Annotated in this window: 28 protein-coding genes and 1 pseudogene; 15 read left to right on the top strand and 14 right to left on the bottom strand. The window is 71.4% G+C overall.

What is annotated here, in order from left to right; genetic code table 11:
- Positions 1-20: 20 nt before the first annotated feature.
- Both NMN56_RS28835 and NMN56_RS28830 read right to left on the bottom strand, forming a co-directional pair.
- Complete coding sequence (locus tag NMN56_RS28835) at positions 21-974, bottom strand: asparaginase (protein ID WP_274044866.1); 954 nt, start codon at positions 972-974, stop codon at positions 21-23.
- Positions 975-1,138: 164 nt separating this feature from the next.
- On the bottom strand, positions 1,139-1,765 hold the full coding sequence (locus NMN56_RS28830) for an RsiG family protein (RefSeq protein WP_274044867.1): 627 nt from the start codon (positions 1,763-1,765) through the stop codon (positions 1,139-1,141).
- Between the two features lie 149 nt (positions 1,766-1,914).
- On the opposite strand from NMN56_RS28830, the gene dtd reads away from it, so the two are divergent.
- Entirely contained in the window at positions 1,915-2,340 is a 426-nt protein-coding gene (dtd, locus tag NMN56_RS28825) for a D-aminoacyl-tRNA deacylase (RefSeq protein WP_274044869.1), read from the top strand.
- A gap of 144 nt (positions 2,341-2,484) precedes the next feature.
- Here the strand turns inward: dtd and ygfZ are convergent, their stop codons facing one another.
- From ygfZ to NMN56_RS28775, 10 genes are all read right to left on the bottom strand, one after another.
- Entirely contained in the window at positions 2,485-3,477 is a 993-nt protein-coding gene (gene ygfZ, locus NMN56_RS28820) for a CAF17-like 4Fe-4S cluster assembly/insertion protein YgfZ (RefSeq protein WP_274044870.1), read from the bottom strand.
- A 9-nt stretch (positions 3,478-3,486) separates the two neighbouring features.
- On the bottom strand, positions 3,487-3,924 hold the full coding sequence (locus NMN56_RS28815; protein WP_274044871.1) for a Fur family transcriptional regulator: 438 nt from the start codon (positions 3,922-3,924) through the stop codon (positions 3,487-3,489).
- A gap of 51 nt (positions 3,925-3,975) precedes the next feature.
- Positions 3,976-4,554 (bottom strand): heme-binding beta-barrel domain-containing protein, encoded by a 579-nt coding sequence (locus tag NMN56_RS28810; RefSeq protein ID WP_274044872.1) that lies wholly within the window; start codon positions 4,552-4,554, stop codon positions 3,976-3,978.
- A 292-nt stretch (positions 4,555-4,846) separates the two neighbouring features.
- A complete protein-coding gene (locus NMN56_RS28805; protein WP_274044873.1) occupies positions 4,847-5,209 on the bottom strand; it encodes a DsrE family protein in 363 nt (120 codons plus the stop codon).
- 67 nt (positions 5,210-5,276) lie between these two features.
- The gene (locus NMN56_RS28800) at positions 5,277-5,564 is read right to left on the bottom strand and encodes a DUF1416 domain-containing protein (protein ID WP_274045060.1); all 288 of its coding nucleotides are present in this window, start codon (positions 5,562-5,564) and stop codon (positions 5,277-5,279) included.
- Between the two features lie 49 nt (positions 5,565-5,613).
- Positions 5,614-6,450 carry a sulfurtransferase gene (locus NMN56_RS28795; protein WP_274044874.1) on the bottom strand — a complete coding sequence of 279 codons (837 nt, stop codon included), beginning with the start codon at positions 6,448-6,450 and terminating at the stop codon, positions 5,614-5,616.
- A 629-nt stretch (positions 6,451-7,079) separates the two neighbouring features.
- Positions 7,080-7,796 carry an LmeA family phospholipid-binding protein gene (locus NMN56_RS28790; RefSeq protein ID WP_274044875.1) on the bottom strand — a complete coding sequence of 239 codons (717 nt, stop codon included), beginning with the start codon at positions 7,794-7,796 and terminating at the stop codon, positions 7,080-7,082.
- A gap of 92 nt (positions 7,797-7,888) precedes the next feature.
- Positions 7,889-9,424, bottom strand: coding sequence for a hypothetical protein (locus NMN56_RS28785; RefSeq protein WP_274044876.1), 1,536 nt, complete (start codon positions 9,422-9,424; stop codon positions 7,889-7,891).
- Positions 9,421-9,687 (bottom strand): MoaD/ThiS family protein, encoded by a 267-nt coding sequence (locus tag NMN56_RS28780; protein WP_274044877.1) that lies wholly within the window; start codon positions 9,685-9,687, stop codon positions 9,421-9,423. Before NMN56_RS28780 ends, NMN56_RS28785 begins: the two co-directional genes overlap by 4 nt.
- A gap of 14 nt (positions 9,688-9,701) precedes the next feature.
- Entirely contained in the window at positions 9,702-10,793 is a 1,092-nt protein-coding gene (locus NMN56_RS28775) for an alpha/beta hydrolase family protein (RefSeq protein ID WP_274044878.1), read from the bottom strand.
- Positions 10,794-10,972: 179 nt separating this feature from the next.
- Here NMN56_RS28775 and NMN56_RS28770 point away from each other — a divergent pair, with 179 nt between their 5' ends.
- The 10 genes from NMN56_RS28770 to NMN56_RS28725 all read left to right on the top strand — a co-directional run bounded on the left by NMN56_RS28770 (position 10,973) and on the right by NMN56_RS28725 (position 21,984).
- Positions 10,973-11,140: a hypothetical protein gene (locus NMN56_RS28770; protein ID WP_274044879.1), complete on the top strand. Its 168-nt coding sequence runs from the start codon at positions 10,973-10,975 to the stop codon at positions 11,138-11,140.
- Positions 11,137-11,991, top strand: coding sequence for a response regulator transcription factor (locus NMN56_RS28765; RefSeq protein ID WP_274044880.1), 855 nt, complete (start codon positions 11,137-11,139; stop codon positions 11,989-11,991). The genes NMN56_RS28770 and NMN56_RS28765 overlap by 4 nt, the downstream gene beginning before the upstream one ends.
- 220 nt (positions 11,992-12,211) lie before the next feature.
- Positions 12,212-13,285: a LacI family DNA-binding transcriptional regulator gene (locus NMN56_RS28760; protein WP_274044881.1), complete on the top strand. Its 1,074-nt coding sequence runs from the start codon at positions 12,212-12,214 to the stop codon at positions 13,283-13,285.
- Positions 13,286-13,531: 246 nt separating this feature from the next.
- Positions 13,532-14,665, top strand: coding sequence for a S1C family serine protease (locus NMN56_RS28755; protein ID WP_274045061.1), 1,134 nt, complete (start codon positions 13,532-13,534; stop codon positions 14,663-14,665).
- A gap of 52 nt (positions 14,666-14,717) precedes the next feature.
- On the top strand, positions 14,718-15,464 hold the full coding sequence (locus tag NMN56_RS28750) for a response regulator transcription factor (RefSeq protein ID WP_274045062.1): 747 nt from the start codon (positions 14,718-14,720) through the stop codon (positions 15,462-15,464).
- A gap of 53 nt (positions 15,465-15,517) precedes the next feature.
- Positions 15,518-16,924, top strand: a complete 1,407-nt coding sequence (locus NMN56_RS28745) for a HAMP domain-containing sensor histidine kinase (protein ID WP_274045063.1) — start codon at positions 15,518-15,520, stop codon at positions 16,922-16,924.
- 38 nt (positions 16,925-16,962) lie between these two features.
- Positions 16,963-17,859 (top strand): mycothiol synthase, encoded by an 897-nt coding sequence (gene mshD, locus NMN56_RS28740; RefSeq protein WP_274044882.1) that lies wholly within the window; start codon positions 16,963-16,965, stop codon positions 17,857-17,859.
- Positions 17,860-18,034: 175 nt separating this feature from the next.
- Positions 18,035-20,275: an RNA degradosome polyphosphate kinase gene (locus NMN56_RS28735; protein ID WP_274044883.1), complete on the top strand. Its 2,241-nt coding sequence runs from the start codon at positions 18,035-18,037 to the stop codon at positions 20,273-20,275.
- A 33-nt stretch (positions 20,276-20,308) separates the two neighbouring features.
- Positions 20,309-21,553 (top strand): CHAD domain-containing protein, encoded by a 1,245-nt coding sequence (locus NMN56_RS28730; protein ID WP_274044884.1) that lies wholly within the window; start codon positions 20,309-20,311, stop codon positions 21,551-21,553.
- The gene (locus tag NMN56_RS28725; RefSeq protein WP_274044885.1) at positions 21,550-21,984 is read left to right on the top strand and encodes an NUDIX hydrolase; all 435 of its coding nucleotides are present in this window, start codon (positions 21,550-21,552) and stop codon (positions 21,982-21,984) included. The genes NMN56_RS28730 and NMN56_RS28725 overlap by 4 nt, the downstream gene beginning before the upstream one ends.
- A 166-nt stretch (positions 21,985-22,150) precedes the next feature.
- On the opposite strand, the gene NMN56_RS28720 is transcribed toward NMN56_RS28725, so the two are convergent.
- Positions 22,151-22,927, bottom strand: coding sequence for a TetR/AcrR family transcriptional regulator (locus NMN56_RS28720; RefSeq protein ID WP_274044886.1), 777 nt, complete (start codon positions 22,925-22,927; stop codon positions 22,151-22,153).
- 96 nt (positions 22,928-23,023) lie between these two features.
- On the opposite strand from NMN56_RS28720, the gene NMN56_RS28715 reads away from it, so the two are divergent.
- Positions 23,024-23,899 carry an SDR family oxidoreductase gene (locus tag NMN56_RS28715; protein ID WP_274044887.1) on the top strand — a complete coding sequence of 292 codons (876 nt, stop codon included), beginning with the start codon at positions 23,024-23,026 and terminating at the stop codon, positions 23,897-23,899.
- Between the two features lie 87 nt (positions 23,900-23,986).
- On the opposite strand, the gene NMN56_RS28710 is transcribed toward NMN56_RS28715, so the two are convergent.
- Positions 23,987-24,721, bottom strand: coding sequence for an SDR family oxidoreductase (locus NMN56_RS28710; protein WP_274044888.1), 735 nt, complete (start codon positions 24,719-24,721; stop codon positions 23,987-23,989).
- A 259-nt stretch (positions 24,722-24,980) separates the two neighbouring features.
- On the opposite strand from NMN56_RS28710, the gene NMN56_RS28705 reads away from it, so the two are divergent.
- The 3 genes and pseudogenes from NMN56_RS28705 to NMN56_RS28695 all read left to right on the top strand — a co-directional run.
- Positions 24,981-25,571 carry a TetR/AcrR family transcriptional regulator gene (locus NMN56_RS28705; RefSeq protein WP_274044889.1) on the top strand — a complete coding sequence of 197 codons (591 nt, stop codon included), beginning with the start codon at positions 24,981-24,983 and terminating at the stop codon, positions 25,569-25,571.
- Positions 25,572-25,846: 275 nt separating this feature from the next.
- Positions 25,847-26,257, top strand: coding sequence for an Hsp20/alpha crystallin family protein (locus NMN56_RS28700; RefSeq protein WP_274045065.1), 411 nt, complete (start codon positions 25,847-25,849; stop codon positions 26,255-26,257).
- A 179-nt stretch (positions 26,258-26,436) separates the two neighbouring features.
- Positions 26,437-26,832 (top strand): annotated as a pseudogene (locus tag NMN56_RS28695) (DUF2267 domain-containing protein); the annotation flags it as partial.
- Between the last annotated feature and the right edge of the window lie 130 nt (positions 26,833-26,962).

Genomic DNA, 26,962 nt, shown 5'->3' with positions numbered 1-26,962 from the left:
CGGTTCCGGTACCGCGCCGGCTAGAACGCCGCCCGTATCCGGCCGACCGGCTCGCCGCCGCCCAGCACCGGCGCTTCGGCAAGCTGGTCGAGCACCGGGGCCGCCACGCCCATGACCCGCCCGAGCACCTGGGCCAGCACAGGGCCGAGCGCCCGCTTGCCACCGTCGTCCAGCTTGATCGCGAGGGCACGCCCGTCCGGCAGCCCCACACCCTGTACGGCCTCGGCGCCCTCCTTGCTCACGGCGCCCGGCAGGCCCCGCATCAGCCAGGTGTCGTGCCGCCGGGTGCCCGCCACGTACTCCGGGTGCGCGCGCATCGCGTCGGCCACCCGGCCCTCGGGCGTCTCGGACGAGGCGAGCGCGAGCGTACGGAAGCCGCGCGCGAGCCCGGTCAGCGTGAGCGCCATCACCGGTGCCCCGCAACCGTCGACGCCGGTGTGCGCGACGGACTCGCCCGCCGCCTCCTCCAGCGTGCCGCGGATGAGCCGCTGGAGGGGGTGGTCGGGGTCCGTGTAGGTGTCGAGCGGCCACCCGTTGGCCGCGCTCGCGGCGAGCATCGCGGTGTGCTTGCCGGAGCAGTTCATCGCCGTACGGGAGGGCTTCTGGCCGGAGGCGAGGTACGCCTCGGTCTCCTCTGGGTCGATCGGCAGTGCCGCGGGGCAGCGCAGGTCGGACTCGGAGAGCCCGTGTTCGGCCAGCATCGTGCGGACGAGGTCGAGGTGGAAGGGCTCCCCCGAGTGGCTCGCCGTGGCGAGCGCCAGCCGCTCACCGGAGAGCGCCAGCCCCGAGGCCAGGACACCGGCAGCCTGGAACGGCTTGTTCGACGAGCGGGGGTAGACGGGCGAGTCCGGCAGGCCCAGCGCGAACTCCACGCCCCCGTCGGCCCCCAGCACGACGACCGACCCCCTGTGGTGCCCCTCGACGAAGCCGGACCTGACGATCTCGGCGAGAAGGGGGAGCGGTGCTGCGGACATCGGCGGGACCTTTCCGGCGGTACGGGAGTGCACACAGGCAGCTGTGTGCCTCTCACCGTAACCGGAGGGCCGAACACCCGTGCCTATGCAGGGGTGGGGGCCGGCAGGGATGGAGAGGAGCCCCGGGACGTCGGCGGGCCGCCGCTACGGCGAGCGGGCCGCCGCTACGGCAGCAGGTCGTCGACCCGCGCCTCGCCCTCCCGGTACCGCCGTGCGATCTCGGTGCTGCACCCGTCGGCCGTCTGCTGAAGGGCGTGGCGACGGCGCGAGACCTGCTGCTCGTAACGGATCAGCCGCCCCATCGCATCGTGCAGCTCGTCGTCCGTACGCGCCGTCAGATCGCTCAGCTCGACCTCGGCCAGCATCTCCTCGGCCAGCCGCCGGTACTCCTCGCTGCGCGGGGCGCCCAGCGTCACGTGCCTGGCCGAGGAGCGGTGCGAGGACGGGCCGTCCGTCAGGATCTCCGGCAGCAGGTCGAGCAGCGGCGAGCCAGGCGACGTGCGGCGTGCCAACTCCGCCCGGAGGATGTCGATACGGCCCTGCAGCAGCCTGCGCACATAGCTCAGATCCGCCTCGTCCTGCTGCGCCGAACGCCGCAGCGTCCGCAGCTCCTGCAGCCGCAGCGCGTGCAGATCCGCCTCGCCCTGCTCGCGCAGCCCCTCCCGCGTCCCCCGCTGCTGCGGCGGCCTGGACCTTACGGGCACGACGGCGGGTGCGCCGCCGGTACCGGCGCTCGCACTGCGCGCCGCGGGCACACCGCTGGGTGTCCGGCCTGCTCCGGTTGTGCTCATGGGCTTGTGTCCCCTCATCCCCATTGCGCGGCGTCAGGAACGCACCGCGTGTGCGCATGGTGCCACTCCGTACCCATGGAGTGCAGCGTGCCCAGCACCCATACGGCGGCAGCGCACCATGGCGAATGGCGGCACGGCATCATGGCGGGATGCGAGCAGTGGTGCAGAGAGTGGACGGTGCGAGCGTCGTCGTGGACGGTGCGGCCGTTGGTCAGATAGTCGGCGAGGGCCTGTGCGTGCTGGTCGGAGTCACGCACGACGATACGGCGGCCAAGGCGGCGCAGTTGGCGCGCAAGCTGTGGAGCGTACGGATTCTCCACGGGGAGAAGTCATGTTCGGACACAGGCGCACCGCTGCTCGTCATCAGCCAGTTCACTCTCTACGGTGACGCGCGAAAGGGGCGCCGGCCGACGTGGAACGCGGCTGCGCCCGGCGATGTGGCCGAGCCACTTGTCGACGAAGTCGTCGCGCAACTGCGGCTGTTGGGCGCCGAGGTGGCCACCGGGCGGTTCGGCGCCCAGATGAAGGTGTCCCTCACGAACGATGGGCCCTTCACCGTGCTGCTGGAGGTGTGACCTCGCTTCCGGGTAGGGGGTGCCTCGTTCTGTGCGTTGCGGGCTGCCCGTCGTTTGTGGCTTGTCGCGCTCACGCGGCGGAGCCGCATATATGGCCGAGCCTCGCGCCCCTGCGGGGCGCCCCCCTTTACGGGGCGCCCCCCTTTACGGGGCGACTACTTCCTCCTGGGCGGCGGCTGTCGCGTCGTCGCCGACGATGAGGGGGGTGTCCAGGGGGACGTTCCGCTTGATGAGGGCCAGGGCGATGGGGCCCAGCTCGTGGTGGCGGGCCGAGGTGGTGATGAAGCCGATCTTGCGGCCCTCCACGCCCCCGTCGGCCAGCCGCACCGCGTCCCCGTGCACGGGGACGCGGACCTCGCTGCCGTCGAGGTGCAGGAAGACGAGGCGCCGGGGTGGCTTGCCGAGGTTCTGGACGCGGGCGACGGTCTCCTGACCGCGGTAGCAGCCCTTCTCCAGGTGCACGGCCGAGCCGATCCAGCCGACCTCGTGCGGGATCGTGCGGTGGTCGGTCTCCCAGCCGAGCCGCGGCCTGTGGGCCTCGACGCGGAGCGCCTCGTAGGCGAGGAGCCCGATCGCGGGGGCGTGCGACTCGGCGAAGTCCTTCAGCGTGGTGCGGGGGAGGAAGACGTCGCGCCCGTAGGGCGTCTCGCGTACGGCGGCGGTGTCGGTGGGCAGCTCGGCGATGGAGCCGGCGGGCACATGCACGAGCGCGAACTCGTCGGTGCGGTCGGCGACCTCGACGCGGTAGAAGAACCGCATGCTGTCGAGGTAGGCGACCAGCTCGCCCTGCTTGCCCGGCTCGGTGTGCATCCATACGGCCGTGCCGTCGTCGACGAGCTGGAGTGCCTGTTCGATGTGGCCGTTGGCGGAGAGGATCAGGGCCTCGGTCGCCTGGCCGGGGGCCAGCTCCGTCATGTGCTGGGTGAGCAGCAGGTGCAGCCAGGTGAGGCGGTCGTCGCCGGTGACGGTGACGACGCCACGGTGCGAGAGGTCCACGAACCCCGTGCCGTCGGCGAGCGCCCGTTGCTCCTTGAACAGGTCGCCGTAGTGCGCGGCGACGCCGTCGTCGGGACCTTCTGCCGCGACGGCCCCCTGAAGGGTCAGCAGGGGGCTGGGGCTGGAGCTGCTGGAGGACATGCGACCAGCCTACGACGCGTCGTCCGGCTCCTTCGAGGCGCAGTTCCCGCAGCGGCCGAAAATGGCGAAGTGCTTCATGTCCGTATCGAAGCCGAACCGTTCACGCAGCGTCGCTGTGAACGGTTCGGCGACGGACAGATCAGCCTCGATCACGTTCGTGCAGTCCCGGCACACCAGGTGCATGTGGTGGTGCCGGTCGGCCAGGTGGTAGGTGGGTGCGCCGTGCCCGAGGTGCGCGTGCGAGACGAGTCCCAGCTCCTCCAGCAGCTCAAGGGTGCGGTAGACCGTCGAGATGTTCACGCTGCCCGCCGTGCGGCGCACCTCGGCGAGGATGTCGTCCGGGGTGGAGTGCTCCAGCTTGTCCACGGCCTCCAGCACGAGCTGACGCTGCGGAGTCAGCCGGTATCCGCGCGCCCTCAGATCGCTCTGCCAGTCGGTGGTAGCCACGCGGTCCAGTGTAGGAGAGTGCCGGGCGGCGCCTCACCGCGAAGGAGGCGGCTACTTGAAGAAGGCGATGCCGTCGTCCGGGAGGTCCACGACGTCCTTGGCCCACTCGCTCGGGTCGACGACCTTCTTCAGATGCGCCGACATGTAGGGCCGCAGCGGGATCTCGGGGGTCGACTTCTCGCCGACCCACATCAGGTCACCGTTGACATAGCCGTAGAGCCGCTTGCCGCCGCTGTACTCGTCGGCGCCGGCGGTCCGTGCGACGGCGTCGGTGACCAGGTCGATCTGCGGCTTCTGGTCGGCCAGCTCGCCGTACCAGATCTCCGCGATGCCCTGGTCGCGGATCATCACGACCTCGACCTTGCGGTCCTTGTCGATGCGCCAGTACCCGGTCTCGGTCTCCAGCGGACGGACCTTCTTGCCCTCGGCGTCCAGCTCCCAGGAGTGGGAGACGTACTCCAGGAAGTCGCGGCCGTCGTGGCCGAACGTGACCTCCTGGCCGAAGTTGCATTTGTCCTGGTCCCTGCCCTGCTTTTCAACGGGGGCAGCGACGCCCGCACCTGTCCAGTTGCCGAGCAGAAAGGCGAGGGGGACGAGGTCCGGGTGGAGGTCGGACGGGATCTCGATCATGGGGCAGTCGATCCGTAGAGAGAGGGGGTGGGGGTCAGCGCTGGCCCTGGTACAGCTTCTTGTAGGCGAGCCCGGCGAAGGCGACGGTGCCGACGCAGACCAGAACCATCAGGGCGGTGAAGAATGCCTCAAGCACGGGGCGCTCCTAGTGCGGTGTTCTGTGACGCGGCCGAGTCTAATCGCCGGGTGGCAAGGCGGCTCGCCGAGCCCTCGGTAGGCAGTCGCAGGCGCGGGGCACACGCGGGCCGGCGGTCGGCACGCGCGGTGGGCGGTCGGCGGACCCGGTGGGCGGTCAGTAGACGAGGGCCTGTACGCCGTCCGGCATGATCTCGCCGACGAACACCTGCGCTCCCGCGATCCGGACGCCCTCGATGACGTCCTCTTCCTTGATGTCCCTGCGCGCTGCGCACTGGGTGCACAGGGTGATGCGGCCGTTCGCCTGTATGGCGGCGATGAGGTCGGGGAGGGGCGCCGCGTGCGGGAGTTCGAACTCCGCTGCGCGGCCGGGGAGCGCGAGCCATGAGGATTCGCCGGTCAGCCACAGGCTGACGTCCACGCCGCTCGCCGCGGCGACGGAGGCGACCGTGAACGCCTGCGAGCACCGTTCGGGTGCGTCGGCACCCGCCGTGACCTTGATGACCAGCTTCTTCGCCATGCCCTCAGCCTAAGGGGCCGCGGTCACCGCCTCGGCGGAACCGCGGCCCCATGGCCACAGCGCTGGGTCAGACCGCGATGGAGACCTCTGCCAGGCCGCCGTCCTGGGCCACTACCTGGCGGTCGGCCGTTCCGCCGGGAACGAGCGCGCGCAGGGTCCAGGTGCCCTCGGCGGCGTAGAAGCGGAACTGTCCCGTCGCGGACGTCGGCACCTCGGCCGTGAACTCGCCGGTCGAGTCGAGGAGCCGCACATATCCGGTGACGGGTTCGCCGTCCCGGGTGACGCTGCCCTGGATCGTGGTCTCGCCGGGCTTGATGGTGGAGGCGTCGGGGCCGCCTGCCTTCGCTCCGCACATGGTGGTCACTCGGTCCTTTCGGGGTTCGGGGTTCGGTCGCGGGGAGCGGTCAGTTGGAGCCCACGGCTACGGGTACGCCGACGAGGGAGCCGTACTCGGTCCAGGAGCCGTCGTAGTTCTTGACGTTCGGCTGGCCCAGCAGCTCGTGCAGCACGAACCAGCTGTGGGCCGAGCGCTCGCCGATACGGCAGTACGCGATGGTGTCCTTGGACAGGTCGACGCCCTCGCCCTCGTAGAGCGCCTTCAGCTCGTCGTCGGACTTGAAGGTGCCGTCGTCGTTGGCCGCCTTGGACCAGGGAATGTTGCGCGCGCTGGGCACGTGGCCAGGGCGCTGCGACTGCTCCTGCGGCAGGTGGGCGGGCGCGAGCAGCTTGCCGCTGAACTCGTCGGGGGAGCGGACGTCGACCAGGTTGAGGTTGTCGATGGCCTCGACGACCTCGTCGCGGAAGGCGCGGATGGACAGGTCCTGCGGCTTCGCCTTGTAGTCGGTCGCCGGCCGCTCGGGAACCTCGGCGACCAGGTCGCGGGAGTCCAGCTCCCACTTCTTGCGCCCGCCGTCGAGAAGCTTGACGTCCTGGTGGCCGTAAAGCTTGAAGTACCAGTAGGCGTACGAGGCGAACCAGTTGTTGTTGCCGCCGTAGAGGACGACCGTGTCGTCGTTGGCGATGCCCTTGGCGGAGAGCAGCTTCTCAAACCCTGCCTGGTCCACGAAGTCGCGGCGCACCGGGTCCTGGAGGTCCTGCTTCCAGTCGATACGGATCGCGTTCTTGATGTGGTTCTTGTCGTAGGCGGAGGTGTCCTCGTCGACCTCGACGATGACGGTCTTCGGGTCGTCGATGCGTGCCTCGACCCAGTCGGCGTCTACGAGGACGTCGCTGCGGCTCATGCTGGTCTCCTCATGCGATGGGTGAATTGCGGGAGTTGGGGAGTTCGCGCCGGGTGCGGACGTACGGGAAAGCGGACGTACGGCGAAGCGGGAGTACGGCGAAGAGGCTGCGGTGCGCGAGCGGCGCGGGTGCGCGTACACGGCATCGCGCGCACGGCGCTGTTCGGTCGTGCGCTGCGGTTCGCTCGGGAACATCGGGTCTGCGCGAGGGGAATACCGTGCGCTGCGGCACGGCTCCGGATGCGCGCGCCGTCAGCGGGAGTCGCTGGGCCCGTCGCACCCGGGACACAGCATGGCGGCGATGCGGCACAGGTCGACTGCCCGTCGCTTCGTGAGGTCCGCCTGTCGCTTCATGCGCTCGATCGTAAGGAGGAGTACGGGGCCGTGTCACCGTCGATCCGCACTCTGAGACACCTTTGTCCGCGATGTGGGACGAAGGTGTCGCGGGACACCGGGTGCGGGGGCGACCGGACGGGCCTCTTCTGCCCCTTGGACGGGACGTCTCGCTCTACGGACGACAGGAGGCGTACGGCGGTCGGCGCACGGAGTCCGCCGAGGCTCGGCCGTTCACAGGGCGGCCGTTCACGGGCCGTTCGTTCACAGGGCGGCCGGTCGCGCGCCCGGCGGGCTCAGCCCGCGAGCCGTACGTCCGTGCCGGACATCGACAGGTCGACGCCGGACTTCGTCGCCTCGACCTTCTCCAGCTTCAGCCCGGAGGGCAGCTTGTCGATCTGGCGGGCGAAGTCGATCTTCTTGCGGATGGCGTCCTCAAGCCCGGGAATCTTCGAGCCAGGCACCTCGTCGGCGTGCAGCCGCACCGTGTCGCCCCCGGTGATGCTGACCGTGCTGTAGACGCTGCGTTCGATGGTGCGGTTGAGGAGCGGGAGGACCACACCCGCGGTCACCTTCACCTGGCCCTGGCCCGACTTGGTCTTGCCGCCCCAGCCGATGCGTACACCGTCGTCTGCCGCCTTGGACAGATCGTCGTAGGAGATATGCACCGTGCCCGTCGCGTCGGCCGCGACGGCGGAGGAGAAGTTGTCCTTGAGCTGGACGTCGCGCGCCGAGAGGTCGATGGTGCTGAGCCGCACCTGGCGCCCGCCCGCCTTCGCGGTGATGCCGGTCAGCTCCGCGTTCACCTCGTCCAGTTCCTTGGAGGCGATCTGCGTCAGGAAGGGGAAGCCGTCGATCGACACCGAGGCATCGCCCGAAGCGGGCACCTCCAGCTCGGTCTTGAGCTTCTTGGCGACCTCGTCCTCGGCCAGGTTCACCGCGACCCTGTCGGCGGCGACGAACAGTCCGGCCAGAACGATCAAGATCACAAGCCAGATGCGAAGTGCGCGCATTACGTCGGGTCCCCCATGGAGTCGGCTTCCTCGCGAGCGTAACCCGAGTGACGGAGAGCCCCCGCCGGAGGTTCCCCGGCTGCCCGGGGGTTTCAGGCCAGTGCCCGGCCCAGGAGATAGAGGGCGGGGACGGCAAGGGTCAGGGGGAGAGCCACACCCGCTGTCATGTGGACAAAGCGCGAGGGCCAGTCGTAGCTGGCCACGCGCAGGCCGACCAGAGCGCAGGCGCCGGCCGCGAGGCCGAGCAGCGCGCCCTCCTGCCCCATGCCTGTGAGCTGGCCGAACGCCACTCCCGCACCGGCGGAGGCGAGCAGCGCGACCACAGGGGACACCAGCGCGGGCAGCGGGATCGCGCGGGCCAGCGCCGCGACGCCCACGGCGGCTGCGCCGACCGTCACGGCGTCGGGCGCCGACGGAATCGTCCCCGCGGCGAGCACGGTCAGCCCCGTCGCGGCGAGCCCAGCCGTGAGCGCGTACAGGCGTTCGTCGGGGCTCGAACGGTTACGCAGCTGCAGCACGAGCGACAGCACGGACCAGACGCCGATGGCGCCGATCAGCACGGTCGGCGCCTGGTCACCTTCGGTGAGCAGCAGCCCGACGTCCGCCGAGATCCCGGCGAGGAACGCGAGCGCGATGCCCTGCCGCGCGGGCCACATCCCGTTCAGCCGGTACCAGCCGGCCGAGGTCAGAGCCTGGAGCACGACGACCGCACCGGCCAGCGCGCCCGTACCGAGCTGCGCCGTCCCGGCGAGCAGCGCGGCGAGCACCACCGTGACGGCGGCCGGCCGGAAGCCGGGCGCGATGATCGGCGACCCCGTACGCGCCCGCTGCCCCGTCGCGGGAGAAGCGGCGGTGCCGGGCTCCGTCAGGACGGAGGCCGGCTCGGGGCGCTGCGGCTGTGCCTGGGGGTGGGGATGCGGCTGGGGCTGTGTCTGCATGGGTGTGTGGTGTTCCGGGGGGAGAGGGCCGGGGTGGGGGCGGTGCAGGTGCTGTGGCTGTTGCCGTGCGTGCCGGGGGACGACCGGGATCTCGTACGTCTCGTCGGGCGACCGGGACGAGGTCTCCTGCGGCAGCTCGTAGGACGCCGGGTGCTGCGGGATCTCGTACGGCGCGGGCCCGGTGTCCCGCGTGACCTCGTACGTCGGCTCGTACATCTGGTGGTCGTACGGATCCGGCTGCTGCGGCGGCAACGGCTGAGGGTGCGCCTGCGGCGGAAGCGGCTGCTGCTGCGGGTAGGGCTGCACGTGGGGCTGGGGCTGGGGCTCGGGTTGGGGGTACGGCTGCGACAGGGGTTGCGGCTGGTGCTGCTGGTAGGGCTCGGTCTGCTGGTAGGGCTCGGTCTGTTGATACGGCTGAGGCTGTTGATAGGGCTCGGCCTGCTGGTACGGCTCGGGCTGTCGGTAGGACGCGGGTTGCTCGTACGGCTGCTGCTGTGGCTGTGGCTGTGGCTGTGGCTGTGGCTGGGACTGGGGTTCGGGGAGCGGTTGGGGGAGGGGGCGGCCGTGGCTGTCGTAGCCCTGCGGCTCCTCGTACCACCGGGCGTCCTCGCCCTGCCAGGCGGACCCCGATCCCGGCCCGGGCCCGGGCCCGTTGGCTCCGCCGGGCCCCTCCGTGCCGTGCCCGCTCACGCGGCACCGCCGGCGAACGGCGGGAGGACCTCGACGGTGCCGCCCTCGCTGAGCCCGACCGCGTCGTGTGCGCGGGTACCGACCGGGGTGCCGTCCACGAGGTACGAGCACCGCAGCAGCACGCGTGCGAACTCCGGCCGTTCCGTGCGCGTCTCGCGGGCGCGCTGGAGCGCGTCGGCGAGGGTGCCGGCCTCGTACGGCTCCTCGGCCGTACCGGCCGCTGCCTTCGCCGCCGCCCAGTAGCGGATCGTGCCGCTCGCCATGGTGGGGATCCCCTTCAGCCGTCCGTGCCCTCGGTGCCCTCGGTGTTCTCGGTGCGCTCCGCTTCGCGTGGGCCCTGCGCGTCGCGGCTCCCATGATGGCGCCTCGCGCCGGGTGCCTGTGAACGGGCCGTGGCGGATTCCGCCGCCCGCTCGCGCGCCCAGCCGCCGATACGGTGCAGCAGCGCCATCTCCGCAGCGTTCTCCGCGTGCCCGAACCCGGGCACGATCCACAGCTCGCACGCCTCACGAGACGCCGCAGCAGCGAGGGAGCGCGGGTGGTCGAGCGGGAAGTACGGGTCGCGGTCGCCGTGCACGACGAGCAGCGGCGCGGGCGCGATGTGCGGGACGGCGCCCACGGGCGAGAGCGGTACCGGATCCCAGTCGCCCGCCTGTACGCGCGTACGCAGCCCGTACCGCGCGACCACCCGGCCCAGGGGCCGCTGCACCGCCCAGTGCAGCCGCCGCATGGGCGCCGTACCCCGGTAGTACCAGCGTGCGGGCGCGCTGACGGCGATCACCGCATCGGAGGATGCCGATGCGTGTGAGCCCGCGCGCCCCCTGTGCGCCAAGAACGCCGACTCTGACGCTGCGTGACGCTGCGCGGGGCTGCCCTCGTGGCTCCCCGCGCCCTCGGGACGGAAGAGCGCGCCGTGCCGCAGGACGACGGATCCGCCCATGGAGAAGCCGGCCGTCGCCACTCGTTCGTGCCCCAGCGAGCGCGCCCATTCCACCGCGGCGGCCAGATCGAGCACCTCCAGGTCACCCACCGTCGAGCGCCCTCCCGAGCCGCCGTGGCCACGGAAGGAGAACGTGACCACGGCCGCGTACTCGGTGAACGCCGTCGCCGCGCGGCGCAGCGCCGGACGGTCCAGGGCGCCGGTGAAGCCGTGCGCCAGGACGATCGCGCCCGGCGTTCCGCCTGGTCCACCGCCCTGCCCTGCGCTTCCGGAGGCCGGTTCGACAGGTCCGGCGTACGGTTCGTAGAGGGCCTCGATCCGCACTCCGTCCGCCGTTCGCAGCTCTCTCCGTACCGCTCCGTGCCGACCACGCTCCGTGACAAACGCGTGGGGAGGGCGAGCGAGGTCACACACCGCTCGGTTGCTCATATGGGTATTCTGCTGGGCTAGGAGGATCCGGGCAGCGTCGCCCCCGGGTCCTTTTGTGCTTTCTGAGGGCCTGGAGCGGTCCTTGGGCAGTGCCGTACGAAGCAGTGCCGCCACACTTCCCCCGGGCACACGGCCCGGGTGGTGCCCCCGGGCGGGGGCGCCAGGAGGGAACTCAGGTCATGGGCAAGCGAACCCCGCAGAACCGAGACCGTACGACCGCACACCATCCGAAGCCGACACCGACGCCGAAGCGCCCGTCGAATCCGCCGTACGCGCTCCCGACGAAGCCGCACACGCTCCTGACCCAGCCGCACACGCTCCTGATGAAGGAGGCCGTCAGCGCATGAGTTCACTGCTTCTTCTCACCAACGCGCTCCAGCCGTCCACCGAGGTGCTTCCCGCGCTGGGACTGCTCCTGCACAACGTGCGCGTCGCGCCGGCCGAAGGCCCTGCGCTCGTTGACGCGCCGTCCGCCGACGTCATCCTCGTCGACGGCCGCCGCGACCTGCCGCAGGTGCGGTCCCTGTGCCAGCTGCTCAGGTCGACAGGGCCGGGCTGCCCGCTGGTGCTGATCGTGACCGAGGGCGGGCTCGCCGCCGTCACGGCCGACTGGGGCGTCGACGACGTGCTCCTCGACTCGGCGGGCCCCGCCGAGGTCGAGGCGCGGCTCCGGCTCGCCACCGGCAGGCAGCAGATCACGGCGGACGACAGCCCGATGGAGATCCGCAACGGTGACCTGTCGGTCGACGAGGCCACCTACAGCGCCAAGTTGAAGGGGAGGGTCCTCGACCTCACCTTCAAGGAGTTCGAGTTGCTGAAGTTCCTCGCGCAGCATCCTGGGCGCGTGTTCACCCGCGCCCAGCTGCTCCAGGAGGTGTGGGGCTACGACTACTTCGGCGGCACCCGCACCGTCGACGTCCACGTGCGACGGCTCCGGGCCAAGCTGGGCCCCGAGTACGAGGCGTTGATCGGGACCGTCCGCAACGTCGGTTACCGCTTCGTGTCGCCTGACAAGGACAAGAAGGGGGAGAAGGCGGCATCCGCCGAGGAGCGCGCCGTGGCCGACGCGGCTGCACGCGTCGCCCGCGAAGCGGTAGGAGAGGGCACGCCCTCCCCCCACCACCTGAACGAGGCCACGTCCTCCTCCAGCCACCTGGGCGAGGCCACGCCCTCCTCCACCCGCCGCGACGCCGACTGACGCCGACCGATCGCGCCACCTCTGCTCCGCCTCCGTCCGCGACGTGCGTGTCCGGCGGTGCCGAAAGCACCGTCCCGGTGGGCCGGTTCGGCGCCGCCGGGTGTGTATGTGGGGGCTTGGCGCGGTTGCGGGGGAAGCGGGGGCACGTGTGTGCCCCGCCCTTTTCGGGGGCCGGAAAGGTGGGGGCCGCGCGTGTCGGGACACGCGTAGACTGCGCGGCGTGGCCAAGGTGACGCGGGACGACGTGGCGAGGTTGGCGGGGACCTCGACGGCGGTTGTCAGTTATGTGATCAACAATGGTCCCCGGCCCGTCGCCCCGGCGACCAAGGAGCGGGTGCTCGCGGCGATCAAGGAGCTGGGGTACCGCCCTGACCGGGTCGCGCAGGCGATGGCCTCGCGGCGTACGGACCTCATAGGTCTGATCGTCCCCGACGCGCGCCAGCCCTTCTTCGGTGAGATGGCACACGCCATCGAACAGGCGGCGGCCGAGCGCGGCAAGATGGTGCTGGTCGGCAACTCCGACTACCTCGACGAGCGCGAAGTGCACTACCTGCGTGCGTTTCTGGGGATGCGGGTCTCGGGACTCATCCTGATCAGCGCGGGCCCCAGCGAGCACGCGGCGGCCGAGATCGACGCGTGGGACGCGCGGGTCGTGCTGATGCACAGGCGGCCCGAGGCCATCGACGATGTCGCCGTCGTACTGGACGACACCGGCGGTGCCCAGCTCGCCACCCGCCATCTGCTGGAGCACGGGCACGACTACGTGGCCTGCCTCGGGGGCGTCGAGTCGACGCCCGAGCACGGTGACCCGGTCACCGACCACATCGAGGGCTGGACCCGCGCCATGAAGGAGGCGGGCAAGTCGGTCGAGGGCCGCCTGTTCCAGTCGCTCTACAACCGTTACGACACGTACCGCGTCGCGCTCGATCTGCTCAGCGCTCCCGACCGGCCGACCGCGCTGTTCTGCGCGACGGACGACCAGGCGATCGGCGTGCTGCGGGCAGCGCGCGAGCTGGACATCAACGTGCCGCGCGAGCTGGCCGTCGTGGGCTTCGACGATGTGAAGGAGGCGGCGCTGACGGACCCGCCGCTGACCACCGTCGGTTCGGACCGCAAGGCGATGGCGAAGGCGGCGGTCGACCTCGTTCTCGACGATTCGCTGCGGGTGTCCGGCACCCGGAACGCGGGGGTGCCCGGCGGCAAGGGCCGCGTACGGCAGTTCCCTTCGGGGCTGGTCATCCGGCGTTCGTGCGGGTGCCCCCCGCACGGGCGGGAGAACTTCGGCGTTTCTTAGCGGCTCCTCAGACTGCTCTCAGATTGCCCGGCCACCCTCGGTTCCATGGAGAACACCGAGAGGGAGCCAGGCCAGGGCCCCGGGAGCACGCACCCCGGGGCCGCGAACACCGGGAGCACGAGCGAAGGAACGACGAGCGCAGGAACGACGCACGCGGGGGCGCCGGGTCAGGACGCCGGGGCAGGCGCCTACGGAGCCGTACCGCCTCCGCCCGCACAGCCGCCCTACGCCGCACAGCCGTCTCACGTGACACAGCCGTCCCATGCGGCGCCACCGCCCTACGCGACACTGCCGCCGTACGGCGGGACACCCGCTGATGACAGCACTCCCCCGTACGGTCAGGCACCTGTTTACGGTCAGGCACCCGCGTACGGTCAGGCACAGTCGTACGGCCAGGCACCCGCTCACGGTCAGGCGTCCGCTTACGGCGAGGCGACCGGCCAGGACGCTGGGGCGGCTCTCGGTGCGGGGGCGCACGGTGGTGGCGGGAAGAAGCGGCGGATGCGCAAGCCGGCCGCGCTGCTGGCGGCGGTGGCCGTTGCCGCCGCCGTCGTCGGGGGCGGTACGGCCTTCGGCATGGAGAAGCTGCTGAACGGCGACGCGGGGACGAGCACTTCCGTCCCCGCGGCGAAGGGCAGCGCCGCAGCCGCCAAGGGGACCGTCGCGCGGGTGGCGCAGGACGTGAGTCCGAGCGTCGTGGAGATCAAGGCGGCGACGGGGTCCGGGCAGTCGACGGGTTCCGGTGTCGTGATCACCAAGGATGGCGAGATCGTCACCAACAACCACGTCGTCTCGGGCGCCGACACCGCGAAGGTGACCTTCACCGGTGGCAAGACCATGACGGCCGACGTCGTCGGCACCGACTCCGACCGCGACCTCGCCCTGCTCAAGGTGCGCGGCGCCGACGACCTCAAGCCGGCCGCGCTGGGTGACTCGAACGCGGTGGGCGTGGGTGACCAGGTGGTGGCCATCGGGTCGCCCGAGGGCCTGTCCGGGACCGTGACCAGCGGCATCGTCTCCGCCAAGGACCGTGATGTGACGGTGCAGAAGGAGGATGGGGACCAGGGACAGGGCCAGGGCGGGAGCGACGGCGGCTGGCCGTTCGAGTACAAGGGCGACGAGTTCAACGGCGGTGTGAAGGGCGAGACGACCACGTACAAGGCCATCCAGACCGACGCTTCCCTCAACCCCGGCAACTCCGGCGGCGCGCTGGTGAACATGGCGGGGCAGATCATCGGCATCAACTCGGCGATGCTGCCCGCAGGTTCGCAGGGCGGCCAGGCGTCGCAGTCCAGTTCGGGCAGCGTGGGTCTCGGCTTCGCCATCCCCGTCAACGATCTGAAGAAGGACCTGGGCAAGCTGCGGGACGGTAATGCGTGACCCGCTCGACGGTGACACCGTCCTGGAGCCGGACGGTGACAGGCTGGGACTCATGCCTGAGTCCTCGCCCGACCCGCAGAAGATCCTGATCGTCGACGACGAGCCCGCCGTCCTTGACGCGCTGCGCCGCAGCCTCAGCTATGAGGGATATGAGACGGAAACGGCGGTCGACGGCGTCGAGGCGCTGGAGAAGGCGGCCGAGCACCAGCCCGGGCTGATCATCCTGGATGTGCTGATGCCCCGTATGGACGGCCTCACGGCCGCCAGGCGGCTGCGTGCGGCGGGCCAGCGGGTGCCCGTGCTGATGCTGACCGCGCGGGACACCGTCGGCGACCGGGTCACGGGGCTGGACGCGGGGGCCGATGACTACCTCGTCAAACCGTTCGAGCTGGACGAACTGCTCGCGCGCGTACGGGCCCTGCTGCGGCGCAGCTCGTACGCGCGGGAACAGGCGCTGGCCGAGGCGGAGGAGAGCCCCGAGACGCTGTCCTTCGGCGATCTGCGCATGGACCTGGGCACGCGCGAGGTGACCAGGGGCGGGCGTCCCGTGGAGCTGACGCGCACGGAGTACACGCTGCTGGAGATGTTCCTCGCGCACCCGCGCCAGGTCCTCACCCGCGAACAGATCCTCAAGGCCGTCTGGGGCTTCGACTTCGAACCCTCGTCCAACTCCCTGGACGTGTACGTCATGTACCTGCGCCGCAAGACCGAGGCGGGCGGGGAGCCGAGGCTCGTGCACACGGTGCGGGGCGTGGGCTATGTGCTGCGGTCCGACGCCTCGTCGGGTGACGGGGTGTGACCGTGCGTACGGCGCTGTACCGCTTCCGGCGCGGGGGCGCGCGTGCCGTCGCGATGCCGCTGCGCGGACGGCTGGCGCTGCTGGCCGCCGGCACGGTCGCGCTCGCGGTCGCGGCGTGCGCGCTGGCCTGCTGGTTCCTCGTACGGGCCCAGCTGCTCAGCTCGCTGGACGACTCGCTGCGTGACAACACCGTGGCGCCGAGCACCGTCGTCGACCGGGTGCAGTCGGGGCAGTGCAGCCCGCCGGACCGGCCGGCGCCCAACCCGTTCGGTGCCACCGTGCAGGTCGTGGACACCTCGGGGACCAGCTGCGTGATCGTCGGCAGCAAGCTGGATGTCACCGGGGCCGATGTGGACGTGGCCAAGCGCACCCGCAGCGAGTCGGTGCACGGGGCGCGCGGCCCCGACGGCACCGGGTACCGCGTACGCACCACGCCCGTGGAGGGCACGGGGCTCGCCGTCTCGCTGGCCAGGCCGCTGACCGAGGTCGATGAGTCGCTGCGCAAGCTCGCGCTGATCCTCACCCTGGTGGGCGGCGCCGGCGTACTGGGGGCAGCCGGTGCGGGTGTCGCGCTGGCACGCGCGGGGCTGCGGCCCGTGGACCGGCTGACCGGGGCCGTCGAACACATCGCGCGTACCGAGGACTTGGCGGTCCGTATCCCCGTGGAGGGCGACGACGAGATCGCCCGGCTGTCCCGCTCGTTCAACTCGATGACGGGCGCGCTCGCCGCCTCGCGCGAGCTGCAGCAGCAGCTCATCGCCGACGCGGGGCACGAACTGCGCACCCCGCTCACCTCGCTGCGGACGAACATCGAACTGCTGGTGCGCAGCGAAGAGGCCGGAAGGCCGCTGCCCGAGCAGGACCGCAGGGAGCTGCTGGCGTCCGTGAAGGCCCAGATGACCGAGCTGAACGCGCTCATCGGCGACCTGCAGGAACTCTCGCGCCCCCAGGAGGGCGGCGCCGAGGGTCAGCCGCAGACCGGGATCACCGGGTTGCACGAGGCCGTGGCGCGCGCGGTGGAACGGGTCCGTCTGCGCGGGCCGCAGGTGACGATCGCGACCGACCTGGCGCCGTGGTACGTACGGGCCGAAGCGGTCGCGCTGGAGCGTTCCGTGGTCAATCTGCTCGACAACGCGGTCAAGTTCAGCCCGGAGGGCAGCGCCGTCGAGGTCACACTGGCCGACGGCGTACTACAGGTACGCGATCACGGCACGGGCGTCCCCGCCGCCGAACTGCCGTACGTCTTCGACCGCTTCTGGCGCTCACCGTCGGCGCGCAGCCTGCCGGGCTCAGGGCTCGGCCTGTCCATCGTCGCCAGGACCGTGCGCCAGGCGGGCGGCGAGGTCGCGCTGCGGGAGCCGGCGGACGGCGGCGCGGGGACGGAGGCCGTACTGCGGCTGCCCGGCGCTCCCGAACCCCCGCCTGACCTGCCCGGCGCCGAGATCCCCGACGGGCGCTGACAGCCGCGGGCACCGTGCAGCGACGTAGGGTCGTCCCCATGACTGACGTGGATGTTGTGGACGAGGTGCCCGCCGACGTCGTGGGCGAGGCCCTGAAGCTGATCGAGGAAGCGGCCAGGGAGGACGGCCAGTCCGCCGTCTCCGAACAGGGCAGGCTCCAACTGCGGGGCGGGCGCCGCGAGGGCGTACGCCACCTGCTGCTGCGTACCGGCACAGGAACGCTCGCCGGCTACGCGCAACTTGAGGACACCGACCCCGTCGAAGCGCCCACGGGCGAACTCGTCGTCGCCCCGGGACACCGGGGCAACGGCCACGGGCGCCGCCTCGGGCAGGCACTCCTCGACACCTCGGGCAAGCGGCTGCGCGTCTGGGCGCACGGCGGTCACCCGGCGGCCCGGCACCTCGCACAGGCTCTCGGGCTCACGCTCTTCCGCGAGCTGCGCCAGCTGCGGCGGCCCCTGGAAGGGCTGTCACTCGCCGAGCCTTCGCTGCCGGCGGGGGTGGACGTGCGCACGTTCCGGCCCGGGGAGGACGACGCGGCCTGGCTGCGGCTGAACGCCGCCGCCTTCGCGCACCACCCCGAACAGGGCGGGCTCACCCAGCGCGACCTCGACGACCGCAAGGCCGAACCGTGGTTCGACCCCGCCGGCTTCTTCCTCGCGGTGCGCGGCGAGGCCCTGGTGGGCTTCCACTGGACGAAGGTGCACGCCGACGAGGGGCTCGGCGAGGTGTACGTCCTCGGGGTCAGCCCCGACGAGCAGGGCGGCGGCCTCGGCAAGGCGCTCACCACGATCGGCCTGCGGCATCTCGCGGACGCCGGGCTGCCCACGGCGATGCTCTACGTCGACGCCGACAACGTGGCCGCCGTGAAGGTCTACGAGGGGCTCGGTTTCCGTACCCACGAGACGGACCTGATGTACCGCACCGAGAGCTGACCGCGCGCGGGCGGCTGGGCGCAACCTTGGGCACCCCCGTGCGCCATGTCGGCGTAACCGGCGATTCAAACTCGCTTGCGACGCTCACGGAATGCACGCCCTTCCGCACCAACCCGAGTTCCGCGCACCCGCCGCGCGGAGCAGTGGCGTCTCCCGTGCGCGGAACAATGACGGTATGAGCCAGCACGCTGCGCACGCCCCTCAGCCCTCCGTCGGCTGGATCGCGGCCCACCGGACCAACGCGGTGACGGGGCCCGCGCTGGGCCTGGAGCCCGACATCGACTCGGACGTCGGCCTGTACGAGGAGGGGCAGGGTCCCGAGGAGGCCGACAGCGACCTGCCGCAGGGCCGCTTCCTGGACAGGGAACGCAGCTGGCTGGCGTTCAACGAGCGCGTGCTGGAGCTGGCCGAGGACCCGGAGACCCCGCTGCTCGAACGCGCCAACTTCCTGGCGATCTTCGCCGGGAACCTGGACGAGTTCTTCATGGTGCGCGTCGCCGGCCTGAAGCGCCGTATAGCGACCGGCGTCGCGACGCGCAGCGCCTCCGGGCTCCAGCCGCGCGAGGTGCTGGACCTGATCTGGACGCGGTCGCGCGAGCTGATGGCGCGGCACGCCGCCTGCTACCAGCAGGACGTGGCCCCGGCGCTCGCCGACGAGGGGCTTCACCTGATCCGGTGGAAGGAGCTGACGGAGAAGGAACAGGCACGCCTGTTCTCGCTCTTCAGGCAGCAGGTCTACCCGGTGCTGACCCCGCTGGCCGTCGACCCGGCGCATCCGTTCCCGTACATCTCGGGCCTTTCGCTCAACCTCGCCGTGGTCGTACGCAACCCGGTGAGCGGCCACCACCACTTCGCGCGGGTCAAGGTGCCGCCGCTGCTGCCGCGCTTCCTGGAAGCCTCGCCGCACCGCTACGTCCCGCTGGAGGACGTCATCGCGGCGCACCTGGAGGAGCTGTTCCCCGGCATGGAGGTGCTGGCGCACCACATGTTCCGGGTGACCCGGAACGAGGACCTGGAGGTGGAGGAGGACGACGCGGAGAACCTGCTCCAGGCGCTGGAGAAGGAGCTGATGCGCCGCCGCTTCGGGCCGCCGGTACGGCTGGAGGTCGAGGAGTCCATCGACCCGTACGTGCTCGACCTGCTGGTGCGCGAGCTGAAGGTCGGCGACGCCGAGGTCTATCCGCTGCCGGGCCCGCTGGACCTGACGGGGCTGTCGGGGATCGCGACGGCGCTGGACAGGCCGGAGCTGAAGTACCCGAAGTTCGTGGCGGGCACGCACCGCGACCTGGCGGAGGTCGAGTCGGCCTCGGCGCCCGACATCTTCGCCGCGCTGCGCGAACGCGACGTGCTGCTGCACCACCCGTACGACAGCTTCTCCACCTCCGTACAGGCGTTCCTGGAACAGGCGGCGAGCGATCCCGACGTCCTGGCCATCAAGCAGACGCTCTACCGGACCTCCGGGGACTCGCCGATCGTGGACGCGCTGATAGACGCGGCGGAGTCCGGCAAGCAGGTGCTCGTCCTCGTCGAGATCAAGGCACGCTTCGACGAGCAGGCCAACATCAAGTGGGCGCGGAAGCTGGAGGAGTCGGGCTGCCACGTCGTCTACGGGCTGGTCGGCCTCAAAACGCACTGCAAGCTGTCGCTCGTCGTACGCCAGGAGGGCGACACACTGCGCCGCTACGCGCATGTCGGCACCGGCAACTACAACCCCAAGACGGCACGCCTGTACGAGGACCTGGGCCTGCTCACCGCGGACCCGCAGGTGGGCGCCGATCTGTCCGACCTGTTCAACCGGCTGTCGGGCTACTCACGGCGCGAGACCTACCGGCGCCTCCTGGTGGCGCCCAGGTCGCTGCGTGACGGGCTGATCTCCCGCATCCAGAAGGAGATCACGCACCGCGAGGAGGGGCGCCCTGCGGGCATCCGTATCAAGGTCAACTCGATAGTGGACGAGACCGTGTGCGACGCGCTCTACCACGCGTCCATGGTGGGCGTACCCGTGGACGTGTGGGTACGCGGAATCTGCGCGCTGCGCCCGGGAGTCGCGGGGCTGAGCGAGAACATCCGGGTGCGCAGCGTCCTGGGGCGCTTCCTGGAGCACTCGCGGATCTACTCGTTCGAAAACGGCGGCGAGTCCGAGGTGTGGCTGGGCAGCGCCGACATGATGCACCGCAACCTCGACCGCAGGATCGAGGCGCTGGTGCGGGTCGCCGACCCCGCACACCGCGCCTCGCTCAACAAGCTGCTGGAGACGGGCATGTCCGACACCACGGCGTCCTGGCACCTGGGCCCGGACGGCGACTGGACGCGGCACGCGTACGCCGTCGAAGGGGAGAACGAGGGGCAGTGCCTGCCCAACGTGCAGGAAATGCTGATCGACGGGCGGCGACGCAGGCGTGGACCTGCGACATGAGACGCGTGCGCGCGGTGCGGGGAAGGGGCTGTGATGGTGGGGCAGAGCCGGGACTCGGTCGTCGAGTCCGGGCACGGGACGGAGGGCACGGGGGCCACGGCCGCCGATGTGCTGGGCGGTTATCTGCACGCCCGCGCAGCCGAGTTCCTGCGCGGACTGCGTGCGCACGCGGAGAGCGCGGGCAGCGCCGAGAGCGCGGCCGAGACAGCCGTCGCCGTGGAGACGCTGCGCGCGGCTGCCCGGCGGCTGAACGGCGCGCTGCACACCTACAGACCACTCCTCGACCCGGCCTGGGCCGACCAGCTCCGCACCGAACTCAGCTGGCTGTCGGGCACCCTCGCCCGTGAGTACGCCTACGCGGCGCGCCTCGACCGGCTGCTGACGGCCCTGCACCGGCTGGCGAGCGGCGCCAGGGACGGCGGCCCCGACCGAGGTACGACGACCGCACGCGCGGGCGCCGCAGACCGGAACGGCGCAGGGGACCGGGACGGCGCTGGGTCGAAGGACGGCGCCGGGACGCGGGGCGGCGGGGACAAGGGCGCTGGGGACAAGGGCGGCGCGGGAGAGAAGGGCGGCGCAGGGCGGAAAGGCGTCGAGGGGGAGCGGGGTGCTGAACGGGGCGCGCTCCCGGTGGGCGCTGCCCGCGCGGGTGCCCTGCTGGACCGGCAGCTCACCCTCTCCCGTACCCGTGCGCACTCGGCCGCGCTCGGGGCGCTGGGCTCGGCCCGCTTCCACGCGGTGGCGGACGCGGTGGCCGTGCTCGCTTCCGAGGTGCCGTTCCGCAGGGACACCAAGGAGACGGCGGACCGTCCCGCACCGGGCGTACTGGTGCCACTGGCAGAGCAGGCACGGCGGCAGCTCACCGAGGCCGTGGGCGGACTGCCGCTGACCCGCGCGGGAGCGCCGTACAACGCCGAGGCGCTGTCCCGCTCCCTGGCGGCCGAGGCGCGGCAGGACGCCGCGTGGCACCAGGTACGGGTGCTGCTGCGGCTGCACCGTTACGCGCTGGAGGTACTGGGACCGCACGCGGAGGGCGACTCGCGGCTCGTACCCGCGTGCGCGGCGCTCGACCGGCACCGCGAGGCAGCCGAGGCCGCAGCGGCTGCTGCCTCGGCTGCGGCGACCCCCAGGATCGCGCCGGCCAGCGCCTACGCGCTGGGCGTGCTGCACGCCGACCAGCGGCACGAAGTGGAGGCGGCACGCTTCGCGTTCGGCCGCCTGTGGGGCAGGACCCAGGTGCCCTCGCGCGCTCCGTCGGCGCGGGGCGAAGCCCTGTGACCGCGACGCCGGTCCGCGCGGCGGGCTGCGTGCTGTGGCGCCCCGCAGCCGTGCGGGGCGCCATCGAGATCGCGCTGGTACACCGGCCCAAGTGGGACGACTGGTCACACCCGAAGGGCAAGCTCAAGCCCCTGGAGCGCGCGGAGGAGGCCGCGCTGCGCGAGGTGTTCGAAGAGACAGGGAGGACCTGTGAACTGGGCACCGAACTGCCGTCGGCGCACTACACGGACGCGCAGGGACGGCCCAAATACGTGCGCTACTGGGCGGCGAAGGCGACCGGCGGAACCTTCGCCCCCAACCAGGAGGTCGACCGCCTGCTCTGGCTGTCACCCGAGGCCGCCAGCACCCACCTCACCCGCCCCCGCGACGCCGAGCTGATCCCCCCACTCCTCACAGCCCTCCGCACAGCGGGCACCCGCCCGGGCGGGTGATTCCGGGCGTCGGCTGACTCCGCTCCGCTGACCCGCACCGCCGACCGCACGGAGCCGCGGGTCGCAGGTCGCAGGTCGCAGGTCACCGGTCACAGCCCGCAGGCCACAGGCCGCAGATCACAGCCCACAGCCCACAGCCCACAGCTCTCCGCACGGTCAGCGGCGGTCAACCGTCCGCGGCAAGGCGGTTCAGCCACTCCCGCAGCAGGTGTCGCTCCGCGCTGCTGAGGATCGTCTGTTCGGGCAGCCTGGCGCGCAGGGCACGCGCCGCGCCTGCCGGGCCCGCGTCCCGCACGGCCGGCTGTTGGCGGGTGACGGCGGCGACCATGGATTCCCGCAGCGTGCTCAACAGGGCGGGGTCACGCCGGTCTTCGGGCACGGACAGCCAGGTGAGCACCGCGCCGCGCGCCGTGGCATGGATGATCTGGGCCGCGAGTTCCTCGTCGACGCGCAGCCAGCCACCGGCGGCGAGCCGCCGGATACGGCCCATCAGCATCTCCATCCCGGCTTTGAAAGCGGGCGAGGCCGTCCTGGTGGGCTCGGCGTACATGAGCGTGAACAGCGCGGGATTGGCCAGCCCGAACTCGACCGCGACGTCCCAGCCGGCTCTCAGGTCCTCGATGAGGTCCGGCGGATCGGGGTCGATGTGCTTGGTGGCGATGAACGCGCCGAACCCGTACTCGACCACCGCGTCGAGCAGCCCCTCCTTGTCGCCGAACAGCCGGTAGATGGCCGGTGGTTGCAGCCCGGCCGCATCCGCGACCGCGCGGGTGGTGACCGCGTCCCGGCCTCCGCGCGTCAGCAGGTCGATGGCGGCCTCGACGACCCGCTGCCGGGTCCGCTCCCGGCTCGCGGAAGCGCTGTCGGACTCGGACGCGACGCCGGACGTGGCGCCGGCTGGGACGCCGGCGGTGCCGTCCCTGCTGTGTGAACGCGATGGCATGACTCAACGGTACTGCGACGCCGGTTCCATCGTTAATATCAGTGATAACGTAAAGTTGATTCCACTGGAAACATCACTGCGACAACGGAGCACATCTTGATCATCGTGACCGGAGCCACCGGACAGCTGGGCCGTCGGATCGTCGAGGGGCTGCTCACGCGCGTGAGCGCCGATCAGGTCGGCGTCAGCGTCCGCGACCCGCAGAAGGCACAGGCGTTCGCCGACCAGGGGGTACGGGTACGGCAGGGCAGCTTCACCGACACCGCGGGCCTCGCCCATGCCTTCGAGGGCGCCTCTCAGGTGCTCATCGTCTCCGTCGACAAGATGGGCGAAGAGTGCGTCGCGCAGCACCGTGCCGCGATCGAGGGGGCCGTCGCAGCCGGCGCCCGCCGCATCCTCTACACCAGCCAGATGGGGGCCGGTGACGCGTCGCACTTCCAGGCGTGCCGCGACCACGCCGCCACCGAGGAAGCGCTGCGCGCCTGTGGTGTGCCGTTCACGTCGCTGCGCAACGGCTTCTATGCCGCCAGCGCCGCGCGCTTCCTCGACCAGGCCCTGGAGTCGGGCCGGATCGTGCTCCCCGCCGACGGGCCGGTCAGCTGGACGGCGCACGCCGACCTCGCCGACGCAACAGCCGCGATCCTGGCCGACGAAGGCTGTTTCGACGGCCCTACCCCGCCACTCACCGCGGGCCAGGCACTCACCTTCGACGACATCGCCGGCATGGCCACCGAGATCACGGGCCGGGCCATGACGAGGGTCACCGCATCCGACGACCAGTTCAGGGAGCAGTTGCTGGGCCGGGGCGTGCCCGCAGAGGCGGCCGGACAGTTGCTGGGCATCTTCGCCGCCAGCCGCGCGGGCGAGTTCGCCGCCGTCGACCCGACACTGGGCACCCTGCTCGGCCGCGAACCCCTCACCCTGGACGCGGTGCTGCGCGAGCACCTGGCCAAGGACCGGGCCGAGGGCTGAGCGCTCTGAGGGCTGAGGGCTGAGGGCTGAGGTGAGAGCTGGCCCGGGAAGCCGTTCGTAGGCAACGGCTCCCGCGTGGCGCTGGCCTCAGCCCTGTGCGGTGGGGCGGACGACGATGTCGCCCACGTCGACACCGTCGGGCTGCTCGACGGCGAAGGCGATGGCGCGGGCCACCGCGTCCGGTGAGAGGCCCATGTCGTCCATGGAGTTGCCGACCTGGGCCTTCACGCCGGGGTCGATGCGGTCGGCGAACTCCGTGCTGACGTAGCCCGGTGAGACGACGGTGACGCGCAGGCTGTCCCCCGCCTCCTGGCGCAGTCCCTCGGAGAGGGTGCGCACGGCGTTCTTGGTGGCCGCGTACACCGACTGAAGGGGCACGATGCGCAGTCCGGCGGTGGACACGGTGTTGACGAAGTGCCCTGAGCCCTGTTCGCGGAAGACCGGCAGAGCGGCGGCGATCCCGTACAGCACGCCTTTGAAGTTGACGTCGATCATCTCCTCCCAGTCCTCGACGCGGAGGTCGTCCAGACGGGAGATCAGACCGACCCCGGCATTGCTGACGAGCACGTCGAGCGCGCCGTACCGGTCGCGTGCCAACTGGACGAGCGCGGACATGTCGCCTGCCCGCGTCACATCCGTGCGGATCCAGGCGGCTTCACCGCCTGCTTTTTCGATGTCGGCGGCCAGTGCTTCAAGGCGCTCCTCGCGGCGTGCCCCGAGAACGACCTTCGCGCCGCGCTCCGCGAGCAGACGCGCGGTCGCCTCGCCGATGCCGCTGCCGGCGCCTGTGATCGCGACGACCTTGCCTTCGATTCCTGACATGGGTGACCGTCCTTCCGGACGAGAACGAGAACGAGAACGAGAACGAGAAAACGAGAACGGGCTCCGACCGGCCCTGGCTTGGTCTGGCCTGAATCCGGGCCTGCACCTGGGTCTGGGCCCGTGTGCGGGCGTGGGCGCGGCCTGGGGGCGGCGCGCATTCGTGCCCTAGGGTGGAACTGGAGGCGCCTCCAGTTCGCTGACACTCACATTAAGTGGCGGTGCCTCCACTTAGCAAGCGGAGAGTGGGGAGAGATCGCCGATGGTCCGAGAGGCAGGGCGTCCGCTGCGGGCTGACGCGCAGCGCAACCGCGACAAGATCCTGGCCGCCGCAGTGCGCGTGTTCTCCGAAGAGGGGCTCGCCGCGCACTTCGAGCGCGTCGCCAAGGAGGCGGGGGTGGGGACCGGCACCCTCTACCGCAACTTCCCGACCCGGGAGGCCCTGATAGAGGCCGCCTACCGCAACGAAGTGGCCCGGCTGTGCGACGCGGCCCCCGACCTCCTGGCGACCATGCCGCCCCATGAGGCCCTACGCGCCTGGATGCACCGCTTCGTCGACTACGCAACCGCCAAACTCGGCATGGCCGAAGCGCTGCGTGCCGTCGTCGCCTCGGGGGTCAACCCCTATGCCGAGAGCCGGGAGTTGATCCAGGCGGCACTCTCCACCCTCCTGGAAGCCGGTGTCGCCGCCGGTACGGTCAGGTCCGACATCCTCCCGACCGACATGTTCGCCGCGCTCGCCGGTATCGCCCTCACCTCGGCCGGGCCCGAGCAACGTGAGCAGGCCGAACGCCTCATCGCCCTCCTCCTCGACGGCCTGAGGCCGCTGCCCCCGCAGCTCTCCGAGGGGTGACGGCGCGCGGGTTCCCGTACGGCACCGGGAGCCCCGCGGCACGTCATCCGCAACCCGTAACCCGTAATCCGCGACCCGTAATCCGCGGTAGAAGTGCGGTTCGCGGCCGACGTTCCGCGACCGAAGTCCTCGTGCCCGAAGGTCCGCCGACAGGTCCGGCGTTGACCTGCGCATTCCGGTGACTTGAGTCTCTACTTGTCAACTTTCCTTCCCCTGGGGTATATAGATGGCGTAGGGCATCGCACCGGAGTGTCACACGGAAGGAGATGACCGTGATGCTCATGCGCACCGAGTTCGACCGCCTCGCCCAACAGGTCCTGGGGACGCCTTCGCGCCCGGCCGGGGTGCCGATGGACGCCTATCGGGCAGGCGACGACTTCGTGATCCACTTCGATCTTCCCGGCGTCGACCCGGACACCGTCGACCTCGACATCGAGCGCAACGTGCTGACGGTCCGCGCCGAGCGCCGCTCCCCGGCGCCCGAGGGTGCCGAACTCCTGGCGGCCGAGCGCCCTTCCGGCCGTTTCAGCAGGCAGCTGTTCCTCGGCGAGACGCTGGACACGGCACGTATCGACGCGAGTTACGAGGCAGGCGTGCTGACCCTGCGCATCCCGGTGGCCGAGCAGGCCAAGCCCCGCAGGATCGAGATCGCGACGGGTGAGGGGAAGAGGCAACTCTCCGGCTGAGCCCGGCCGTTCGGCCACCCGCCCCGGTCCCGCCCCGGCCCCCGTTCCCGCCCCCGGGCCTGCCCCGATTCCATCCGATCCGATTCCATCCGATCCCATTCCATCCCGGCCCCGGACGCCTGTGCGGCCGGGGCCACACCACAACGACAACCTGAGAGCGACGAGAGGGGTACACGGCGATGCGCTGGAGTGAACTCGTGGACAGGGTGCGTGAGTACGGGCAGTACGCCACCGAGGCGGAGGCCCGCGAGGTCACTCGTACGGTGCTTTCGGCACTTGGCGGGCACGTCACAGGTGAGGAACGGGTGGAGCTGGCGCGGATGCTGCCCGAGCAGGCGGCGCGCGTGCTCGTCGACCAGGTTCCGGCGCTGCGACCGCTGACCGCTTCCGAGTTCGTTGACGGCGTCGCCGCGCGGAGGGAGGGGGCGACTCCGGCGACGGCACGCTGGGACGTCAGCTCGGTGCTGTGTGTGGTGGGCGAGTTGGCGGGCGACGCGCTACTTGCTCGGCTGCTCGGCGAACTGCCCCCGGGCTACGCGTTGTTGTTCGGCCGCGCCGAGCTGTCGCCTGCCGCGCCCCCGGTAGCGGAAGCCCTGTCGGCGCAGGGCACGGACCAGGATTCCCCACCCCCGGCCGCACAGCCCGCGACGGCGCAGGCCACCGCGGCGTAGCCCCTGCGGCCCGCGCTGTGGCCCGGCGCGCTGC

Source organism: Streptomyces iconiensis (assembly GCF_028657195.3).
In the GTDB taxonomy this organism is placed as follows: Bacteria; Actinomycetota; Actinomycetes; order Streptomycetales; family Streptomycetaceae; genus Streptomyces; species Streptomyces iconiensis.
This window is presented reverse-complemented; position numbering and strand designations above follow the sequence as displayed.